Source organism: Pseudomonas sp. JY-Q, assembly GCF_001655295.1.
GTDB classification, from domain to species: Bacteria; Pseudomonadota; Gammaproteobacteria; order Pseudomonadales; family Pseudomonadaceae; genus Aquipseudomonas; species Aquipseudomonas alloputida.
This window is the reverse complement of record NZ_CP011525.1, coordinates 1,753,160-1,771,805: the sequence shown is the minus strand read 5'-3', so window position 1 is coordinate 1,771,805 and position 18,646 is coordinate 1,753,160. Positions and strand designations below refer to the sequence as shown.

General features: G+C 62.4%; 20 protein-coding genes and 1 tRNA gene. 13 read left to right on the top strand and 8 right to left on the bottom strand.

The genetic code is table 11. The features are described from left to right. Positions 1-259 precede the first annotated feature (259 nt). Positions 260-478: a DUF1127 domain-containing protein gene (locus tag AA098_RS07980; protein ID WP_014591954.1), complete on the bottom strand. Its 219-nt coding sequence runs from the start codon at positions 476-478 to the stop codon at positions 260-262. A 96-nt stretch (positions 479-574) separates the two neighbouring features. Here AA098_RS07980 and AA098_RS07975 point away from each other — a divergent pair, with 96 nt between their 5' ends. Continuing rightward, positions 575-1,426, top strand: coding sequence for a LysR substrate-binding domain-containing protein (locus tag AA098_RS07975; RefSeq protein WP_003252879.1), 852 nt, complete (start codon positions 575-577; stop codon positions 1,424-1,426). 28 nt (positions 1,427-1,454) lie between these two features. Here AA098_RS07975 and AA098_RS07970 read toward each other — a convergent pair whose 3' ends face one another. Beyond that, the gene (locus AA098_RS07970; protein WP_064615173.1) at positions 1,455-2,204 is read right to left on the bottom strand and encodes a sulfite exporter TauE/SafE family protein; all 750 of its coding nucleotides are present in this window, start codon (positions 2,202-2,204) and stop codon (positions 1,455-1,457) included. A gap of 113 nt (positions 2,205-2,317) precedes the next feature. On the opposite strand from AA098_RS07970, the gene AA098_RS07965 reads away from it, so the two are divergent. The 3 genes from AA098_RS07965 to AA098_RS07955 all read left to right on the top strand — a co-directional run bounded on the left by AA098_RS07965 (position 2,318) and on the right by AA098_RS07955 (position 4,354). Then, positions 2,318-3,271: a LysR family transcriptional regulator gene (locus AA098_RS07965; RefSeq protein ID WP_003252875.1), complete on the top strand. Its 954-nt coding sequence runs from the start codon at positions 2,318-2,320 to the stop codon at positions 3,269-3,271. Between the two features lie 58 nt (positions 3,272-3,329). Then, a complete protein-coding gene (locus AA098_RS07960; protein ID WP_014861691.1) occupies positions 3,330-3,785 on the top strand; it encodes a MarR family winged helix-turn-helix transcriptional regulator in 456 nt (151 codons plus the stop codon). Between the two features lie 140 nt (positions 3,786-3,925). Next, positions 3,926-4,354, top strand: a complete 429-nt coding sequence (locus tag AA098_RS07955) for an organic hydroperoxide resistance protein (protein WP_003252872.1) — start codon at positions 3,926-3,928, stop codon at positions 4,352-4,354. Between the two features lie 234 nt (positions 4,355-4,588). Here AA098_RS07955 and efp read toward each other — a convergent pair whose 3' ends face one another. After that, positions 4,589-5,158 (bottom strand): elongation factor P, encoded by a 570-nt coding sequence (gene efp, locus AA098_RS07950; RefSeq protein ID WP_003252871.1) that lies wholly within the window; start codon positions 5,156-5,158, stop codon positions 4,589-4,591. Between the two features lie 48 nt (positions 5,159-5,206). Further along, positions 5,207-6,340, bottom strand: a complete 1,134-nt coding sequence (gene earP, locus AA098_RS07945; RefSeq protein WP_064614034.1) for an elongation factor P maturation arginine rhamnosyltransferase EarP — start codon at positions 6,338-6,340, stop codon at positions 5,207-5,209. A 129-nt stretch (positions 6,341-6,469) separates the two neighbouring features. Between earP and AA098_RS07940 the strand changes: the two genes are divergently transcribed. Next, positions 6,470-6,868, top strand: a complete 399-nt coding sequence (locus AA098_RS07940; RefSeq protein WP_064614033.1) for a hypothetical protein — start codon at positions 6,470-6,472, stop codon at positions 6,866-6,868. Between the two features lie 2 nt (positions 6,869-6,870). Then, positions 6,871-7,341, top strand: a complete 471-nt coding sequence (locus AA098_RS07935) for a GreA/GreB family elongation factor (RefSeq protein ID WP_004577091.1) — start codon at positions 6,871-6,873, stop codon at positions 7,339-7,341. Positions 7,342-7,400: 59 nt separating this feature from the next. Here the strand turns inward: AA098_RS07935 and AA098_RS07930 are convergent, their stop codons facing one another. Beyond that, positions 7,401-8,273 (bottom strand): LysR family transcriptional regulator, encoded by an 873-nt coding sequence (locus AA098_RS07930; RefSeq protein ID WP_064614032.1) that lies wholly within the window; start codon positions 8,271-8,273, stop codon positions 7,401-7,403. 118 nt (positions 8,274-8,391) lie between these two features. Between AA098_RS07930 and AA098_RS07925 the strand changes: the two genes are divergently transcribed. Continuing rightward, positions 8,392-9,141, top strand: coding sequence for a 3-oxoacyl-ACP reductase family protein (locus AA098_RS07925; protein WP_004577090.1), 750 nt, complete (start codon positions 8,392-8,394; stop codon positions 9,139-9,141). Positions 9,142-9,180: 39 nt separating this feature from the next. On the opposite strand, the gene AA098_RS07920 is transcribed toward AA098_RS07925, so the two are convergent. Further along, the gene (locus tag AA098_RS07920; RefSeq protein WP_047605072.1) at positions 9,181-10,065 is read right to left on the bottom strand and encodes a LysR family transcriptional regulator; all 885 of its coding nucleotides are present in this window, start codon (positions 10,063-10,065) and stop codon (positions 9,181-9,183) included. Positions 10,066-10,171: 106 nt separating this feature from the next. On the opposite strand from AA098_RS07920, the gene AA098_RS07915 reads away from it, so the two are divergent. The 3 genes from AA098_RS07915 to AA098_RS07905 all read left to right on the top strand — a co-directional run bounded on the left by AA098_RS07915 (position 10,172) and on the right by AA098_RS07905 (position 14,377). Further along, a complete protein-coding gene (locus tag AA098_RS07915; RefSeq protein ID WP_014754115.1) occupies positions 10,172-11,359 on the top strand; it encodes an MFS transporter in 1,188 nt (395 codons plus the stop codon). Between the two features lie 215 nt (positions 11,360-11,574). Continuing rightward, positions 11,575-11,955, top strand: coding sequence for a hypothetical protein (locus AA098_RS07910; RefSeq protein ID WP_003252855.1), 381 nt, complete (start codon positions 11,575-11,577; stop codon positions 11,953-11,955). Positions 11,956-12,244: 289 nt separating this feature from the next. Next, positions 12,245-14,377, top strand: coding sequence for a TonB-dependent siderophore receptor (locus AA098_RS07905; RefSeq protein ID WP_064614031.1), 2,133 nt, complete (start codon positions 12,245-12,247; stop codon positions 14,375-14,377). Between the two features lie 232 nt (positions 14,378-14,609). On the opposite strand, the gene AA098_RS07900 is transcribed toward AA098_RS07905, so the two are convergent. Further along, positions 14,610-14,699: transfer RNA gene (locus tag AA098_RS07900), tRNA-Ser, on the bottom strand. Positions 14,700-14,897: 198 nt separating this feature from the next. Between AA098_RS07900 and AA098_RS07895 the strand changes: the two genes are divergently transcribed. From AA098_RS07895 to AA098_RS07885, 3 genes are all read left to right on the top strand, one after another. After that, positions 14,898-15,587, top strand: a complete 690-nt coding sequence (locus AA098_RS07895) for a crotonase/enoyl-CoA hydratase family protein (RefSeq protein WP_003252834.1) — start codon at positions 14,898-14,900, stop codon at positions 15,585-15,587. Between the two features lie 120 nt (positions 15,588-15,707). Continuing rightward, positions 15,708-16,421, top strand: a complete 714-nt coding sequence (locus AA098_RS07890; RefSeq protein WP_003252832.1) for a 1-acyl-sn-glycerol-3-phosphate acyltransferase — start codon at positions 15,708-15,710, stop codon at positions 16,419-16,421. Between the two features lie 68 nt (positions 16,422-16,489). After that, positions 16,490-17,461, top strand: a complete 972-nt coding sequence (locus AA098_RS07885) for a magnesium and cobalt transport protein CorA (protein ID WP_003252830.1) — start codon at positions 16,490-16,492, stop codon at positions 17,459-17,461. 40 nt (positions 17,462-17,501) lie between these two features. On the opposite strand, the gene AA098_RS07880 is transcribed toward AA098_RS07885, so the two are convergent. Next, the gene (locus tag AA098_RS07880) at positions 17,502-18,236 is read right to left on the bottom strand and encodes an amidotransferase (RefSeq protein ID WP_003252828.1); all 735 of its coding nucleotides are present in this window, start codon (positions 18,234-18,236) and stop codon (positions 17,502-17,504) included. Positions 18,237-18,646: the final 410 nt, after the last annotated feature.

Sequence of the window (18,646 nt, the reverse complement as noted above, 5' to 3'; positions counted from 1 at the left end):
TCCGGGGTCCCCTCGCTCCGGGCTAGCTCCCGGGAGGACCGCGCTGCAGGCCCCATCCTGGGGCCCAGCGCTTGACGGGCATCCATGCCCGTCACCTCCCTCCGCAAGCCCTGCGCTCGGCCTCCTGAAGTCGCAATCTGCGTCGCCTGAACTACCGCGCGCTTAGAAGCAAAAGCCAAAGCAAGAGCAAAAGCAAAAGCAAAAGCAAAAGCTGGAGCTGGAGCTGGAGCTGGAGCAAAAGCGACTGCCACGCCTGGCATCACTTCCTCAGTGGATCATCCCAGAAATGCCGCTCGGCCTCTTGCTGGATATCCGCCCGACTCAACCCCAAGTCGCGCAAGGTTGCATCACTGAGGCTGGCCAGTTCCTGACGCTGACGGTACAACTCCAGCCAACGCGCCGGACGCTGCAAGGCCGCATGCCACAGGTAGCTCAGGGAAAAGGCAGGTTGCTGGATGCTGCTGACATGACCTTTCATCGTGAAGCCCTCCGTGTTGATGGCCTCAGTCTCACGCCAGGCATAAGATCAATCCAACGAATGTTTCTGATGCAATGCATCTCGGAGATTGATGCAATGTCCCAGTACCAGAGCCTCGACGCGGATGTCCTGCGCACCTTCGTCGCCATTGCCGAGCAAGGCGGCTTTACCCGCGCAGGCGAAGTGGTCAACCGCACCCAGTCAGCGGTCAGCATGCAGATGAAACGCCTGGAAGAAGACATTCTGCAGCGCCAGCTATTCGAACGTGATGGCCGTCAGGTGCGGCTGACCGCCGAAGGCCAGGTACTGCTGGGGTATGCCCGACGCATTCTCAAGTTGCATGGCGAGGTGTTCAACACCCTGCGCATGCCACACATGGTTGGGCTGGTGCGCATCGGCACACCAGACGACTACGCCATGCGCTTCCTGCCGACCATCTTGTCGAGCTTTGCCCAAGCCTACCCGCTGGTGCAGGTGGAAGTGCATTGCGATTCGTCCAAGCAGTTGATGCTGCGCCAGGACCTGGACCTGACCATCGTCACCCGCGAGCCCGGCAACGAGATTGGCCAGTTGCTACGCCAGGAACGCCTGGTGTGGGCCGCGGCAGAAGGCTTTTGCCCGCACGAACAGCGGCCGATGCCGGTGGCGCTGTTCAACACCGACTGCTTCTGTCGCGCCTGGACCTGCAATGCGCTGGAGGCACAGGGCATCGATTACCGTATTGCCTACACCAGCCCAAGCCTGGCGGCAATCTTTGCCATCGTCACCGCCGGGCTGGCAGTGACCGCGCAGCTGCAGAGCCTGATCGGGGGCAACATCCGCATTCTGGGTGAGAGCGAAGGGCTGCCACAGTTGCCCATGGCCAATGTAATGCTGGTGCGCAGTACGCAGACCCCCTCGCCAATCACCGACTGCATGGCCGACTACATCGTTGAGGGTTTCAAGTGATCGGGGGCCGAAAAACGGCCCCAACCTCTCAAAGCTCAAACCCCAGCATCACCGCACAGACCACCAGGAACACACAGAACATCACCCGCAATACCTTCTCCGGCAACGCGTGGGCCAGCTTCACGCCCCAGCTGATGCTGAGCAAGCCCCCCACCGCCAAGGGAATCCCCACCCCCCAGTCAACACTATGGTGCACGCCATAGGTCACCAGCGTGACCAAGGTACTCGGCGCCGCCAGCGCCAGTGACAGCCCCTGCGCCACCACCTGAGTAGCGCCGAACACACTGGTCAGGATCGGCGTGGCCACCACGGCCCCACCCACCCCGAACAAGCCGCCCATGGTGCCGGCAAAGCTGCCCAGCACACCCAGCCACGGCCAGGCATGACGCAGCTCGGCACTCGGCGGCGACACCTTCATGAACATCCGCACCACGTTCCACACCGCCAACGCTACCAGGAAGCCGACAAAACCCAGGCGCATGGAATGCGCATCAAGCCCCACCGCCCAGATCGACCCCAGCCAGGCAAACAAGAAGCTGCACGCCGACAGCGGCAACGCATGGCGCAACGCGATGCGGTTGCGCTGGTGATACCGCCACAGCGCCAGCAGCACATTGGGCACCACCATCACCAACGCGGTCCCCTGCGCCAACTGCTGGTCCAGGCCAAACAGCACGCCCAATGCCGGAATCGCAATCAGCCCGCCGCCGATGCCAAACAAGCCCCCCATGGTGCCCAGGGCAGCGCCCAGCACGATATACAACAACCACTCGATCATCAGGGCCTCGTCCGCCTGTACCAATAATGCGAGCATGCTAACGAGTGTGCGCTGGCGGGGAAACGCACAGCAGCGCACAATGGCTGTGCGTTTTTCGCAAAAGCAAGGCAGCCATGAACCCCGATACCCTGACCGACCAATTGAGCCTGTTCCTCGATGTGCTGGAAACCGGCAGCTTTTCTGCCGCCGCCCGTCGCCACCCGCTGACCCCGTCTGCGGTAGCACGGCGCATCGACAACCTGGAAAGCGCCGTCGGCAGCCGCCTGTTCACCCGCAGCACCCACGCGGTGCGGGCCACGCCTGCAGGCAACGCCTTTGCCGAGCGGGCCAGGCGCATCATCGAGGAGTTGCGCCTGGCCCGGGCTGAAGCGGTGTCACTGAGCAATGCCCCGGAAGGCCTGATCCGCATCGACGCCCCTGCCGCGTTTGGCCGCCGCCACCTGGCCCCGGCCATTGCCGACTTCCTGGTGGCCTACCCGGGCCTGGACGTGCAACTGCGGTTGATCGACAGCTTCGTCGACCTGCAGGGCAGCCACCTGGGCGAGGTCGACCTGGTGCTGCGCGCCGGCCCCTTGGCCGACACCCGTCTGGTCGCCACGCCGCTCGCCTACATGGTGCGCATTGCCTGCGCCAGCCCCGCCTACCTGGCCAGCCGCGGCATCCCCACCTGCCCCAGCGAACTGCCCGGGCATGACGGGCTGGACTGGGATGGCCTGGCGCCGCCGTTCGCCTGGCGCTTCAGTGTGGCCGGGCAAACCCGCCTGTACCGCCCCGCGCGCATGCGCATGGCCGCCAACAATGCCGAAACCCTGCTGTTCGGCGCCCTCGCCGGCCTGGGGATAGCCCACCTGCCCACCTGGCTGATCAGTGAATACCTGCTGCGCGGCGAGCTGATCCCGTTGTTTTGCGACGGCGGCATGCCTGAAGCCGAGACCAGCGGCATTTACGCGCTACGCCTGGCACATGAAACGAACTCTCGCAGCCGTTTGCTGCTCGAATTCCTCAAGAGCCGCTTCAGCCCGATTCCACCCTGGGACCTGGCCTTGCGCAGTGAACTGCGCGATTAATTCGCGCACTGATGATCAGCGTGCCAGAATTTTCCATTGATGACTTTCAAGGACCTGCATGAACGCCGACACCCAAGCCTCCTGTGACGAACTGCTGCTGGACAACCAGGTCTGTTTCGCCCTGCACTCCACCTCGTTGCTGATGACCAAGGTCTACAAGCCGCTGCTGCAGGCGCTGGGCCTGACCTACCCGCAATACCTTGCCATGCTCGTGCTCTGGGAGCGTGACGGCCTGACCGTGGGCGAAATCAGCCAGCACCTGCTGACCGACCCAGGCTCGCTGACCCCGCTGCTCAAGCGCCTGGAAAGCGAAGGCCTGTTGCAGCGCAACCGCAGCCGCGAAGATGAACGGGTAGTGATGGTACAGCTGACCGACAAAGGCCGCGCCCTGCAACAGCAGGCCAAACAGGTGCCGCAATGCATTCTCAAGGCCAGCGGGCGGAGCCTTGAGCAGTTGCAGCAACTGCAAGCCGACCTGCTGAACCTGCGCGAAAACCTGCAGAAAAACCTCTGAGCGCTATGCTGTGAAGTGGCCGTTCCGATGAACGGCGATGATTTATCTTGCGCACTAACTAATTGCGCGCTAATTTAAATCCCACACCAACCCCCGCCCTCCTGCAAACGGGAGCGCACAGCACATTAGCGAGGCTCAAGATGCAAAAGGTCACTCCGCTGTACATCGCAGAAGCAACCTCCACCGGTGGGCGCGACGGCAAATCCCGCTCCAGCGACGGCAAGCTGGAAGTCAAGCTCAGCACCCCCAAAGAGCTGGGCGGTGCGGGCGGTGACGGCACCAACCCCGAGCAGATGTTCGCCGCCGGTTACTCGGCCTGCTTCATCGGCGCCTTGAAGTTCGTGGCCGGGCAAGAGAAGAAAGCCCTGCCGGCAGATGCCTCGATCACCGCCAAGGTGGGCATCGGCCAGATCCCGGGCGGTTTCGGCTTGGACATCGACCTGCTCATCAACCTGCCGGGCCTGGCACAGGCCGATGCCGAAGGGCTGGTGGAAAAGGCGCATCAGGTTTGCCCGTATTCCAATGCCACCCGCGGTAATGTGGATGTGCGCCTGCACGTAACCGTCTAAGGCGCAAAGGCTGGCGCGATCCCCTGTGGGAGCGGCCTTGCGTCGCGAACGGGGCGCGAAGCGGCCCCAGGCGTTCGGCATGTAGGCAGAAATTGCCGGGGCCGCCTTGCGGCCCTATCGCGACGCAAGGCCGCCCCCACAAAAGCGCGAGCACAAGCACGCGCTGAGGATTGGGAAAACACAGGCATAAAAAAACCCGGCTTGCGCCGGGTTTTTTGCGTCTCGCAAGAAGCATTACTTCTTGGAACGGCCTTTGAAGCTGTTGTCGCGAGTGTCGATGTCGATCCACTCGTCGATCTGGATGAAGTCGGCAACCGAGATCTCGGTACCGTTCGCCAGCTTGGCAGGCTTCATGACTTTGCCGGAGGTGTCACCGCGAGCAGCGTTCTCGGTGTAGACAACTTTACGGCTGATGGTGGTCGGCAGCTCAACCGACACCAGACGGCCTTCGAAGAACACGGCTTCGCAGACGTCTTCCATGCCTTCTTCGATGTACGGCAGAACGGCTTCGATGTCCTCGGCGTTCAGCTCGTACATGGTGTAGTCGGTGGTGTCCATGAAGGTGTACTCGTCACCATTGATGAACGACAGGGTCGCTTCTTTGCGATCCAGGATCACGTCGTCCAGCTTGTCGTCCGCACCGTATACGGTTTCGGTCTTGTAGCCGGTCAGCAGGTTCTTCAGCTTGGTCTTCATGATCGCGCTGTTACGGCCCGACTTGGTGAACTCAGCTTTTTGAACCAGCCACGGGTCATTGTCGATCCGCAGTACGGTACCGGGTTTCAGTTCTTTACCAGTTTTCATTACGAAGTATCCGAATCTGGATGGATTTATAAAAATCGAGGCCGCGTATCATAGCGAATTTCGGTAAAAGTGTACTAGCGCTTCGGCAAGGTCCGGCTGAGCGGCCTGTCGCGCCCCCCAAAGGCGGGCATGCTGCTGCAGTTCCGGCCAATGCTGGCGGGCCGCCCGCCAGGCCTGGCCCATGTCGATATTCATGTTCCAGGCACGCCACAGGCCCAGTAGGGCTGCATCGGCATCGTCTGACAGGCCGCAGCGATAATGCGCGAGGAACGCTTCGAGTTTTTCCCAATGGGCATTCTCGTCCTGCACATAGATGTGCCACAGCATCGGCTGCCCCGCCCACTGCGCACGCACGAACGAGTCTTCGCCACGCACGGCATTGAAATCGCAGCTCCATAACAGCCGGTCGAAGTCATCCTGGCTGACGAAAGGCAGCACCTGAACGGTCAGCGCCCCACGGGTGCGCACATCACCCACGTGCAGCGGCCCCTCGCCCAACCACTGGCTGAGCCCCGCGACGATGCGCCCTTGCGGGACCAACAGGTGGCAGGCCTGGTCAGCTGTAGCCAGGGCATCAAGCCAGTTGCCCAGCTGCGGGTTTTCATAGGCAAACAGCGAGATCAGCAGCGTATCCGGCACAAGGTCTACACCAAGCCCCTGCAAAAAGGCACGGCGCGCCTCCGCCGACTGCTGGAACGCGTCACGCCGGGCCAGCAGCGAACCCTCGCGCAGCAAACCACCCGTTTTGTCGGTAAAGCCCGGGAAGAAAAATACCTTGCGCAAACCGTTGGGCTGCGGCGAAGGCAAACCATGGCAACCCTCCACCCAGTCCTCGGCACTCAGGTACTCGAGGTTGAGCCAGAGCGGCGGCTGCGGAAGGGCGCGCATGGCCTCGACATACGCCGCGGGCAACTGGCAGGCGAAGGCGCCGATCACCACATCGGCCGGCGCCACCGGCAACCACGCTGCCGGCCAGTGGCGCACATCCACGCCGTGTTGCCACTGTTGGGCCGCCGTGCCATCGGCGCCAGGGCACATGGGCGTGAAAGCGTTGAGGTCATCCACCCACAGGCGCACCGCCAGGCCGTGCTCGGCCACCAACTGCCGGGCCAGGCGCCAGGTCACGCCAATATCGCCGTAGTTGTCGACGACGCTGCAGAAGATGTCCCAGGTGGCTTTCATGCGCCCCTCCCGTGCGGGTGCAAAAACAGCGAATTCTGCGCATAAATTGGCGCAGACAAAAGCACCTGCGCAGAAAAATGCCCAAGCGCATGCGACAATGCCCCCCTACCACGTTGCCAGGAGGCTGCCATGCCGCGCCACCGTGAACTGAAGATCACCCTCAAGCCGTTGCCGTTGATCATGTGCGTTGCCTTGGGCCTGTGGCTAGGCGCCATGGCCATTGCCGTGAGCCTGTGGCTGGCCCAGCAGTTGTGGCCACAGCAGGTGCAACCTCTGGCCCAGGTGGTAGCCCCGCATGCAGACCGCCCCGTTGCAACGCCTGCACCGGCCACTGCCCAGGATGCCCAGGCCGAGATGTTCGAACGCTACAAGGACATCCTGCACAAACAGGCGCTGCAACAGGCCACCGATGCCGCCCAAGGCAACCCGCGCAACCTCAACAGCCCCAAGTGCCAGTTCTGGCTGCAGCAAAACCGTACCGCGCCCACCGAAAAAAGCCAGGCCAACGTGCTGGAGTTCTGTTACTGACCATGGACAAGCCCCACCTGCTGGCGCTGATTGTCGCCACCCTCGCGCATGACCTGGACGTGCTGACCCGCGCGGCGCAAACCGCCTACGAGGCCGCCACCGCCGAAGAGAACATTGCCGAGAACAAGTATGACACGCTGGGCCTGGAGGCCTCGTACCTGGCCACCGGCCAGGCCCGCCGCAGTGCCGAGATCCGCCAGGCGCTGGTGATCTACCAGCAGTTGCTGCTGCGTGATTACGACCCAGCGCGCGGTGTGCAGGTAAGCAACCTGGTGACCCTGGAAAATGAAGATGGCGCGCAACGCCAGCTGTTTCTCGGGCCAGAGGCAGCGGGGTTGAAGATTGGCGAGGGTGACGGGCTGGTGACGGTGATTACCCCGCGTTCGCCGCTGGGGCAGCAACTGCTGGGCAAGCGCGTGGATGACGAGGTGAACCTGGGCGCACAGGTATCGTTCATTGTCGATGTTGTCTGAACCGGCCTCTTCGCGGGCGCGGGCGGGCCCGCAAAAGGGCCGGCACAGGCAATAATTCTCTAAAGGGCCTGCAAGGCATCGAACCGCCCCGCCAGCCCCTGTTCGGCAAACTGCTGCACCACAAAATCGATGAACGCCCGGGTCTTGCCCGGCAACAGCTTGTGCTCGGCGAAATACAGGCTGATATGCCCATCGTCCACATACCAGTCCGGCAACACCCGCAGCAGGCGCCCGGCCAGCAAGTAGGGCACGGCAAACGGCAGGCTCACCAGGGCAATGCCCAGCGGCTGCTGCGCCTGCCAACGGCTGGTCAACGGCCACGAGCGCACCCGCCCGGTCTGCGGTGACCGCACCAGGATGCCGTCATGGCGTTGCAGCGCCTGCGGGTCTTCTATCGGCGCGTGCCGCTGCAGATAGGCCGGCGCCGCCACCAACACCCGGTGCGCGGGGGTCAGCTTGCGCGCCACCACCCCTGGCGGCAGTTCGAAACCACCGCCAATCGCTGCATCGAAGCCCTGGCCGATCAGGTCGACCTGGCGGTTGTCGAAATGCCAATCCGGGGTAATCGCCGGGTAACGGCGCAAGAATTCCCCCAGCAACGGCAGCACGTACAAACGCCCGAACACGGTGCCCATGCTCACCCGTAACGACCCAGCCGGCTGGCCTTCTGCACTGGCCAGGTTGGCCACGGCGTACTGAATGGTGCGAAAGCTGTCACTGACCTCGCCAAGAAAACGCTGCCCCGCTTCGGTCAAGGTCAGCTTGCGGGTACTACGCTGGAACAACCGCACACCCAGGCGCGCTTCCAGCTGCGCAACGTGCTTGCCCACGGCAGCCGGGGTAAGGCTCAGGCGCCTGGCGGCTTCGGCAAAACTGCCGACCTCGGCACTGCGGATGAAGCACTCCAACGCGCTGAATGATTCCATGGCCATGATTAGCAACCAAAGGTTTACTCTGCTGATAGTGATTACCATCTTATCAGTAGGCAATCGAGCGCCGATACTGTGCCCATCCAAGGCATTTCGGCCTGGCTTCCAGCAGGAGAACAGCATGTCCAAGCAACTTACACTCGAAGGCAAAGTGGCCCTGGTTCAGGGCGGTTCCCGAGGCATTGGTGCAGCCATCGTGCGGCGCCTGGCCCGCGAAGGCGCGCAAGTGGCCTTCACCTATGTCAGCTCTGCCGGCCCGGCTGAAGAACTGGCTCGAGAAATTACCGAAAACGGTGGCAAAGCCTTGGCCCTGCGGGCTGACAGCGCTGATGCCGCGGCCGTGCAACTGGCGGTGGATGACACCGTAAAAGCCTTGGGCCGGCTGGATATCCTGATCAACAACGCCGGTGTGCTGGCAGTGGCCCCGGTGACAGAGTTCGACCTGGCCGACTTCGATCGCATGCTGGCCGTGAACGTACGCAGCGTGTTCGTCGCCAGCCAGGCCGCCGCACGCTATATGGGCCAGGGGGGTCGTATCATCAACATTGGCAGCACCAACGCTGAACGCATGCCGTTTGCCGGTGGCGCACCGTACGCCATGAGCAAGTCGGCACTGGTTGGCCTGACCCGCGGCATGGCACGCGACCTCGGGCCGCAGGGCATTACCGTGAACAATGTGCAGCCCGGCCCAGTCGACACCGACATGAACCCGGCCAGTGGCGAGTTTGCCGAGAGCCTGATTCCGCTGATGGCCATTGGGCGGTATGGCGAGCCGGAGGAGATTGCCAGCTTTGTGGCATACCTGGCCGGGCCTGAAGCCGGGTACATCACCGGGGCCAGCCTGACTGTGGATGGTGGGTTTGCAGCCTGATTGAACGGTTGCCTGTGCCGCGACAACGCCGGCACAGGCTTAGCCTTTCTGTGCCCCCAGGCACTGTTCCATCACGTCCAGAAAAGCCCGGGCAGCCGGTGTGGGGCTGGACGACCACACCGCATACAAGTGCCGCACCGGGGCATCCACCAACCGCGCCACTGCTACACCTTCGATGCCTTGAGCCACCCGCTCGGGCACCAGGCCGACGGCCATGCCCCGCTGCACGAATTTCTCCACCAGACGAACATGCCCGATCTCGAACTGCACCCGACGCTGCAACCCCACTGCTTCAAACGCCTCGTCGGTCTGGCGTCGCGCCCCGGTGCCTTCGGGGAAGTCCACCAACACCTCACCTGCCAGGTCAGCCAGCGCCAGTTGTGCCCTGCCCGCCAGGCGATGCCCCAACGGCAACACCGCCACCAGTTCTTCCCGGGCCAGCAACCGATGCTGCACCCCCTGCACCACCTCGCCCTGCCACAGCCCGATAAAACCCACGTCCAGGCGCCGCTCGAGCACATCAGCAATCAGCAATTCGCTCTTGGCCGTGAGCCAGCGTACATCCACATCCGGGAAACGACCGTGAAACACCGCCAACAGGTCGACCAGGTCCAGCGCGGTGAGCGAGCTGATTTCACCAATCGCCAGCCGCCCGCGCACCTGGCCGCAGGCCGCTGCCACGTCATCGGCAATGCGCCGGGCCGCCTCCACCGCGGGCCGTGCACTGAGTACAAAGGCCTCCCCCGCAGGTGTCAGGCGCACCCGTCGCGAACTACGCTCGAACAGGCTCACCCCCAGCTGCGCCTCCAGCCGCGCCACCTGATGGCTAAGGGCCGACTGCACCACATGGCAGCGCTCCGCCGCGCGGGTAAAACTGCCGGTGTCGGCCACGGCAAGGGCATATTCGAGCTGCTTGAGGTTCATCGATCTATCTGCTTTCAAGATGAATAGGTTGAAAAGTATACATTGGTGTCATGCCTGACACTTCCTGATAATCATCACCACACACCACTGCCCCCACGAGAATTGCATGCACACCCCCACTCTCAGCCGCGCCTTGATCCTGCTGATGGCTACCGCCACAGGCCTGGCCGTGGCCAGCAACTATTACGCCCAACCGCTGCTGCACAGCATCGCCCAGCAGTTTGGCTTGAGCACCGCCAGCGCCGGCAGCATCGTGATTGCCGCGCAGCTCAGCTATGGCGCCGGCCTGTTACTGCTGGCACCGCTGGGCGACCTGTTCGAACAGCGCCGGCTGATTACCGTGATGACCGTTGTCTCCACCCTGGGCCTGGTCATCAGCGCCTGTGCACCCAGCCTGCCCTGGCTGCTGCTCGGCACGGCGCTGACCGGGCTGTTCTCGGTGGTGGCACAGATCCTCGTGCCGATGGCAGCGACCCTGAGCGAGCCGCATCAGCGTGGGCGCGCGGTCGGCACGCTGATGAGCGGCCTGCTGCTGGGCATCCTGCTGGCGCGTACTGCTGCCGGCTTCATGGCCGAGCTGGGTGGCTGGCGCAGTATCTACGTGCTGGCCGCCGTGCTGATGGCAGTTACCGCCGTGGCGCTGTACCGCAGCCTGCCACAGCACCACAGCCACGCCGGGCTGAAATACCCGGCACTGATCGGCTCCGTGTTCCGTCTGTTCATCGAAGAACCCGTGCTGCGCCTGCGCTCGCTGCTCGGTCTGTTGGCATTCAGCCTGTTCGCCCTGTTCTGGACACCCCTGGCGTTTCTGCTGGCGAAAGGCCCCTACCACTATTCGGATGCAGTGATCGGCCTGTTCGGCCTGGCCGGTGCGGCGGGTGCGTTGTCGGCTAACTGGGCCGGGCGCCTGGCAGACCGCGGCAAGGGCGCGCTGGGTACCACCGTGGGCCTGGTGGTGTTGCTGCTGTCGTGGGTGCCGCTGGGGTTTGCCGAACAGTCGCTGCTCGCCTTGCTGCTGGGCGTGCTGATGCTCGACCTGGCGGTACAACTGGTGCATGTGAGCAACCAGAACGCAGTGATCGCCCTGCGGCCCGAGGCACGTACGCGGCTGAATGCCGGTTATATCACCTGCTACTTCATTGGCGGGGCGCTTGGGTCGTTGCTGGGCACCCAGCTGTTCCAGCGCCAGGGCTGGATGGGGATCGTGGTGGCCGGGCTGGTGATTGGCGGGCTGGCGTTGCTGGCCTGGGGATGGGCCGAACGCAAGCGCAAGAATGCCTTGCAGGTGGCCTGAAAAACGCTCGCTGGATTCTTCGCGGGCACGCCCGCTCCCACAGGTGCCTCACAAACCTCAGGGCACTGATACGCCTGTGGGTACGGGCATACCCGCGAAGAGGCCAGCCACGGCGACAAAGTACCGCACTACCCTCCGTCGCAATGCCGTTGACTTGCCTGCCAGGGCAGCGCTCATTAAGCGCTGGAATGCCCTTTCCCTGACAGGATGAATTTATGACAAGACTCACGGTACAGTCCGGCGATTTCTTGCAAGGTGAAGGCGAGTATCGCAATGGATCGCTCACACTCAAGACCGCGCGCAGCCCCTCACCCGGTGAGCGGATTTCCCTGGCACGCATCAGCGACTTGCGGCTGGCCAGCCTGGAAACCAACCGCAGCCTTGGCAGCGCCTTGGGCTGGGGCGTGGCCGGCGCCCTGGTGGCAGGGCCAGTAGGGCTGCTGGCCGGGCTGTGGTTGGGTGGCAAGGAAGAAGAAGCAACCTTTCTGGCCACCTTCAAGGATGGACGCAAGCTGATGGCCATTACCGATGGCAAGACCTGGTCGAAGATCGATGACAACTGGCGGCAGCACAAGCGGCCGATCAAGACAGGCTGACTGAATACGCCGGGCCTGGATCGTTTTATGTAGAGGGCGGCTGGTAAGATGCCGCCTTTTTCATGGCCTGTGCCGGCCTCTTCGCGGGTAAACCCGCTCCTACAGGGGTATCACCACCTGGTGCATCACCAACCGGTGTATCGCCACCCGGTGCATCACCCACGGGTGTATCGCCGCCCGGTGCATCACCAACTGGTGTATCCCAACCGGTGTACCACCAACCAGTGTAGGAGCGGGTTTACCCGCGAAAGGGCCAGTACAGGTATCGCGCATCCAGGAGCCCCACCGCATGCCCCCGCATCACCCCCGCCTGCCCCTGAGCCTGCTCAGCCTGGGCCTGGCCCTGCAGTGCCCCTCTGTGTTTGCCGAAGACAGCGTGATGCTGGCCCCGTTGCAGGTCTCCGACACCTACGCCAATGATGGCTACCAGGCACGCCAGGCCGCTGTGGGCGGCTTCCAGCCCGCGCCACTGCTCGACACCCCCGCCTCTGTCAGCGTGTTCAGCCAGCAGTTGCTGGAAGACCGCCAGGTACGCAAGCTTAGCGAAGTGTTGCAAAGTGATGCCTCGGTCGGCGAAAGCTATGCCCCCATCGGCTACTACGAAAACTTCAATGTGCGCGGCTTCGAGCTGAACGCCGCCAGTAGCTATCGCATCAATGGCCAGACCATTGCCGGCGAACAGAACGTAGCCCTGGAAAACAAGCAGCAGGTGGAATTGCTCAAGGGCCTGTCCGGGCTGCAGACCGGCGTGTCGGAGCCGGGCGGCTTGATCAACTATGTGACCAAGCGGGCCCAAGACATACGCAGCGTCACGGTATCGACCAACGAACAGGGCGAACGCTATCTGGCCACCGACCTTGGCGGCTGGTTCGGCAGCGAAAAGCAGTTCGGCCTGCGCGCCAACCTGGCCCATGAAGACATCCGCACCTACGTCGACCACGCTGACGGCAAGCGCGACTTCGCCTCGCTGGCATTCGACTGGCAGATCAACCCGGATGCCACCCTGCAGCTGGATGCCGAGTATCAACACCGCGAACAGTCGTCGGTGCCGGGTTACCAGCTGCTCGGAGGCACTGAAGTGCCACACGGCGTCGACCCGGAAGACCGCCTGGCCTACCAGCATTGGGCAAAGCCCGTGCAGAACGACTCACTGAACCTGGGCGGCCGCTTCGAATACCGCTTCAACGATACCTGGACCGGCACCTTGAGCGCCTCCCGCAGCAAAGTGGTGATCGACGACTACAGCGCGTTTGCCTGGGGTTCGAGCGAGGGGGCGTTTTTCGGCAGCAATGGCGACTACGACATCTATGACTTCCGCAGCCCCGACGATACCCGCCGTACCGACGAGGCACAGGCCATGCTCAACGGGCACTTCGATGCGCTGGGCGTAGGGCACGAGCTGACCGTGGGTACCAGTGCGCAGCGACGCACACTGGATCAGCGCCCCAGCTATATGGAATGGGTCGGCACCGGCAACATCAACACCGGCGCCCCTGCATTCGACCCGTCCGACAAACCCGTAGGCGCCAGCGAGCGCCGACTGGACAGCCGTCAGTACGGCTTGTTCGTCAGCGATCGCATCAGCTTCAACGAGCAATGGCAGACCGTGCTGGGTGCCCGTGAAGTGCGCCTGGATGAAAAGACCTGGGACGAGAACGGCATAGCCGGGCGCCATACCCGCCAATACGAGCTGCTGCCCAATGCTGCAGTTATCTATAAGCTGCAGCCGAACACCACTGTATATGCGAGCTACGCCAAAGGGCTGTCTGCAGGCGGTACCGCACCATTTTCCACTGAGAACAGATTCGAGATCCTTGCACCCACCACCTCCCGCCAACTTGAACTTGGCCTCAAGCACGACTGGCAAGGCCTGAGCCTGAGTGCCGCCCTGTTCCAGATCCGCCAGGCGTACCAGTACGCGCGCCCGGACGGCACCGGCAACTTCACCTACGTGCAGCAAGGCCAGCAGAAAAATACCGGCCTGGAACTGGGCGCCAGCGGTCGGGTGACCCCCAACCTGCAGGTACAGGCCAGTGCGGCAGCCATTCGGGCGCGGGTGCAGAACAGCGGTACCGAAGCCTATGAAGGGCACCAGGCGATCAACGTGCCTAAATTCCGGGCGGCGCTGCATGCGGAATATGCCCTGCCGGTTCCGGGGCTGGCGCTGCTTGGCGGGGCGCGGTATAGCGCCAGCAAGTATGCGAGCCAGGCGGGCAATGTGGAGGTTGGCGGTTATACCGTGTTCGACCTTGGCAGCCGCTACAGTACCCGTGTTGCCGGGTATGACACGGTGCTGCGGCTGACGGTGGATAACGTGCTGGACAAGCGATACTGGCGCGATGTGGGCGATTACCTGGGGGATAACTACCTGTTCCAGGGGGCACCGCGTACCGCTCGGCTTTCGGCTTCGATCAGCTTCTAGATTGCCGGGGCCGCTCTGCGGCCCTTTCGCGACACAAGGCCGCTCCCACAGGTGTGGACTGCCCCCAAGGGTTGGATTGGTGTCCAACTTCTTGGGGGCACTCCAATTGCCCGTGGGAGCAACTGTCTTGCTCAATTTCTAAAAGCTGGCGCGATGGGCTGCGCAGCAGCCCCAATGGCCTTAAAAACAAAAAGCCCCCGTGCTTTTCAGCGCGGGGGCTCTTCGTAGAATGTGGCGGTGAAGAAGGGATTTGAACCCTTGATACGATTTCTCGTATACACACTTTCCAGGCGTGCTCCTTCGACCACTCGGACACTTCACCGTTTCTCTTCAAGCCTTGCGGCCTGTCGAGGTGCGCTAATTTAGTGAAAGACTTTCCCTTTGGCAAGCATTTTTTTCAATTTTTTCATGTATTTGCACTTGGGCTGCCATGAGCACTGACCGACCAGTCAGCCTTGCTGCTTTACCTCGCCCCTGGCGCTGGGTAACGTCGTCGCCACGCCAACAAAAGGACTCTGCCATGAGCGAGCTGATTACCTACCACGCCGAAGACGGCATCGCCACCCTTACCCTGAACAACGGCAAGGTCAATGCCATCTCGCCGGACGTCATCACTGCCTTCAATGCAGCGCTGGACCGCGCTACCGAGGAGCGTGCAGTAGTGATCATCACCGGGCAGCCGGGCATTCTGTCAGGCGGTTACGACCTCAAGGTAATGACCCGCGGCCCCAAAGACGCCATCAGCCTGGTCACCGCCGGTTCCACCCTCGCCCGCCGGCTGCTGTCGCACCCGTTCCCGGTGGTGGTCGCCTGCCCCGGCAATGCCGTGGCCAAGGGCGCCTTCCTGCTGCTGTCGGCCGACTACCGCATTGGCGTCGATGGGCCATACAAGGTATGCCTGAACGAAGTGCAAATCGGCATGACCATGCACCACGCCGGCATTGAACTGGCCCGCGACCGCCTGCGCCGCTCGGCCTTCCACCGCTCGGTGATCAATGCCGAAGTATTTGACCCGCAGGGTGCCGTGGATGCCGGCTTCCTCGACAAGGTGGTACCGGCCGAGCAATTGCAGGAAGCGGCAATGACTGCAGCACGAGAGCTGAAGAAGCTGAACATGCTGGCGCACAAGAACACCAAGCTGAAAGTGCGCAAAGGGCTGCTGGAGGCGCTGGACAAGGCGATCGAGCTGGATCAGCAGCATATGGGCTAGACGCACGGGCCCTTTTCGCGGGCTTGCCCGCGAAAAGGCCGGAACAGGCCTGCACCAAGGTTTGCCCCAACCAGTGCACACCCGTACACTGCCCCGCGACCGTCTGGTGTGAGCCGTACCATGCTTTATTCATTGCGTATGTTCCTGCTGGGGCTGCATTTTCTTGCCGTTGGCGCCGTGGGCCTGCTCATTGGCCTGTGCCGCCCCTTCAACCCTGACAACAGCCGCGTTTTCGCCCGGCTCTACAGCTTGCCGGCCACCTGGCTGATGCGCATCAAGGTCAAGGCCGAAGTCGGCCCATTGTGGGACCATCCACCCGGGTGTGTGATCGTGGCCAACCACCAGTCCAACTTCGACCTGTTCGTGCTGGGCCAAGTGGTGCCGCAACGCACCGTCGCCATCGGCAAGAAGAGCCTGGGCTGGATCCCGCTGTTCGGCCAATTGTTCTGGCTGGGCGGCAACGTGCTGGTCGACCGCAAGAATGCCTATCAGGCACGCAGGGCCATACAGAAGACCACCCGGGTTCTGCAGGACGACACCTCGATCTGGATTTTCCCCGAAGGCACCCGCAATCCCGGCGAGCATTTGCTGGCGTTCAAGAAAGGCGCGTTTCACATGGCCATCGAGGCCGGTGTGCCGATCGTGCCGGTCTGCGTCAGCCGCTATGCCAGGCGCCTGAGCCTGAACAGCTGGCGCCAGCGCACGGTGATTGTGCGCTCGCTGCCGCCCATTGCCACGACGGGCATGACGCTGCAGGACCTGCCCGCGCTGATCGAGCAATGCCGGGTGCAAATGCAGCAGTGCATTGACCGCATGGAAAAAGAACTGGCCTGATCCGGGGTTGCTCTGGAGCCGGGTACAGCCCAAGCTGTATCCGTGTTCAATCGAATAAGCGGACAACCATGGGTCGAGTCGTGGCATCGGCGGTGTACAGCGCCGGCAGAAAGGTCACCAACATCAGCATCGACGAAGGCAGCGAGTGGGCGCGCAAGCCGGGGCATTTTGTGTGGATCGGCCTGGAAGAGCCCAATGCCGAAGAGCTGGCCAACCTGCAGTCGCAGTTCAACCTGCACGAACTGGCCATCGAAGATGCCCTGGAAAAACACAGCCGGCCCAAGCTGGAAACCTTCGGTGACGCGTTGTTCATCGTCACTTATTCGCCAGTGCGCCACGAAGGCAAACTGGAATTCATCGAGACCCATATCTTCGCGGGCAACGGCTACATCATCACCTGCCGCAACGGCCACTCCAAATCCTACGCCATGGTCCGCCAGCGCTGCGAAGCTCGGCCCCTGCTGCTGGAACATGGCGAAGACTTCGTGCTGTACGCCCTGCTCGACTTCGTCACCGAGAACTACCAACCGGTCAGCGAGGCCATTCATGGCGAGATCGAAGCGCTGGAGGAAAGCGTACTGGGCGGCTCGCTGCGGGAAGACGACATCCGCCGCCTGCACAGCCTGCGCCGTGACATCCTGCGCCTGCGCCGCTACGTGGCACCCCTGGTTGAAGTGAGCGAAGAACTGCAGCGCCTGAGCTTCCCGTTCATCGACAAGAACATGCGCCCGTACTTTCGTGATGTGCAAATTCACGTGACACGGCAGATGGAAGACTTGGCCGGCATCCGCGACATTGCCAGCCAGACGATCGAGATCGGCATGCTGCTGGAATCGTCACGGCAAAGCATCGTGCAGCGCAAATTCGCGGCCTGGGCGGCGATTCTGGCATTCCCTACGGCCATTGCCGGGGTTTACGGGATGAACTTCCAGAACATGCCGGAGCTGAGCTGGCACTACGGTTACTTCGCGGTATTGGGGGTGATTGTGACGGGGTGTGCCGGGTTGTATGCCAGCTTCAAGAAATCGGGTTGGCTTTGATGGCCTCTTCGCGGGCGTGCCCGCGAAGGGTTGCCACCGCTTAAGCGGCGCTGTCGCTGGCCTTTGATGGCTGCTGGATGAACCGCAACATCCACTCCCCTACCAAATCACCCTGGTGCTCGGTGGCCAGGCTGGCAACGGCCTTGTGGTACACCTCGTCACCCAGGTATTCCTGGCGCGCATCGAGCAGTGCGCGGGAGTAGTCATGCACGAATTCCGGGTGGCCCTGGAAGCACAGCACCTGGTCGCGAATGTGGTACGCCGCATTCGGGCAGAAATCGCTGGAGGCGATCACCGTAGCGCCTTCCGGCAGTTCGGTCACCTGGTCCTGGTGACTGATCAGCAAGGTCAGCTCCGACACCTCCGGGTCCATCCAGGGCGCATGCGCCGCCAACGAGTAGCGATGAATACCCACGCCCCAGCCTTGCTCAGCCCGCTCGGCCTTGCCACCCAGGGTCAAGGCCAGCAACTGGTGGCCAAAACACACGCCCAGCAGCTTTTCACCGCGCTCGTACAACTTGAGCAGGTAGGCCTTTAGCGTCTGGATCCACGGGTCGGTACCGAACGAATCGGCCTTGCTGCCCGTCACAAGGTAGGCATCGAACTTTTCACTGTCGGCGGGATAGTCGCCGTGCATCACGTTGTACACACAAAATTCGGCGGCAATCGGCTGACGCGAGAAGAGCTGCTCGAACATCCTGCCGTAGCCCTGATATTGCGCCGTCAACTCCGGTCGCAGGACATCGGTTTCAAGGATGCAGATGCGTAACGACATAGGGGTAGTCCTGAACGACATGGGTGGGAATCTGCTGTAGAGACTGCCGCGAAAGGCACGTACAAGCAAGTAGGCTGCACTGACGAACGGTCACATTTCGTCGGCGCCTGCCGGGTACTTGCGCCACTGTCTAGATAGAGCGTGTCAGCTAGATAGCACTTAGCCTCATAGCCAGAGGAATGGTTTTAGTGCACGGTTAGAACAAAGGGTTCTCAAATATGGATAACGCACACCCTACTGTTGAAGGTATATCCACTTTCAAGCGGCAAGCAGTCCGGCGCCATTCAACGCCGCTGCGATCGACCCGAAGCGCGACAAGGAAGCCAACGGGTATTCAGGAATAACAACAAGAAGGCGGTCCGCCATGTTCAGACAATCGAAAATTCGCCAAGCTGGGCTCATTTTATTTG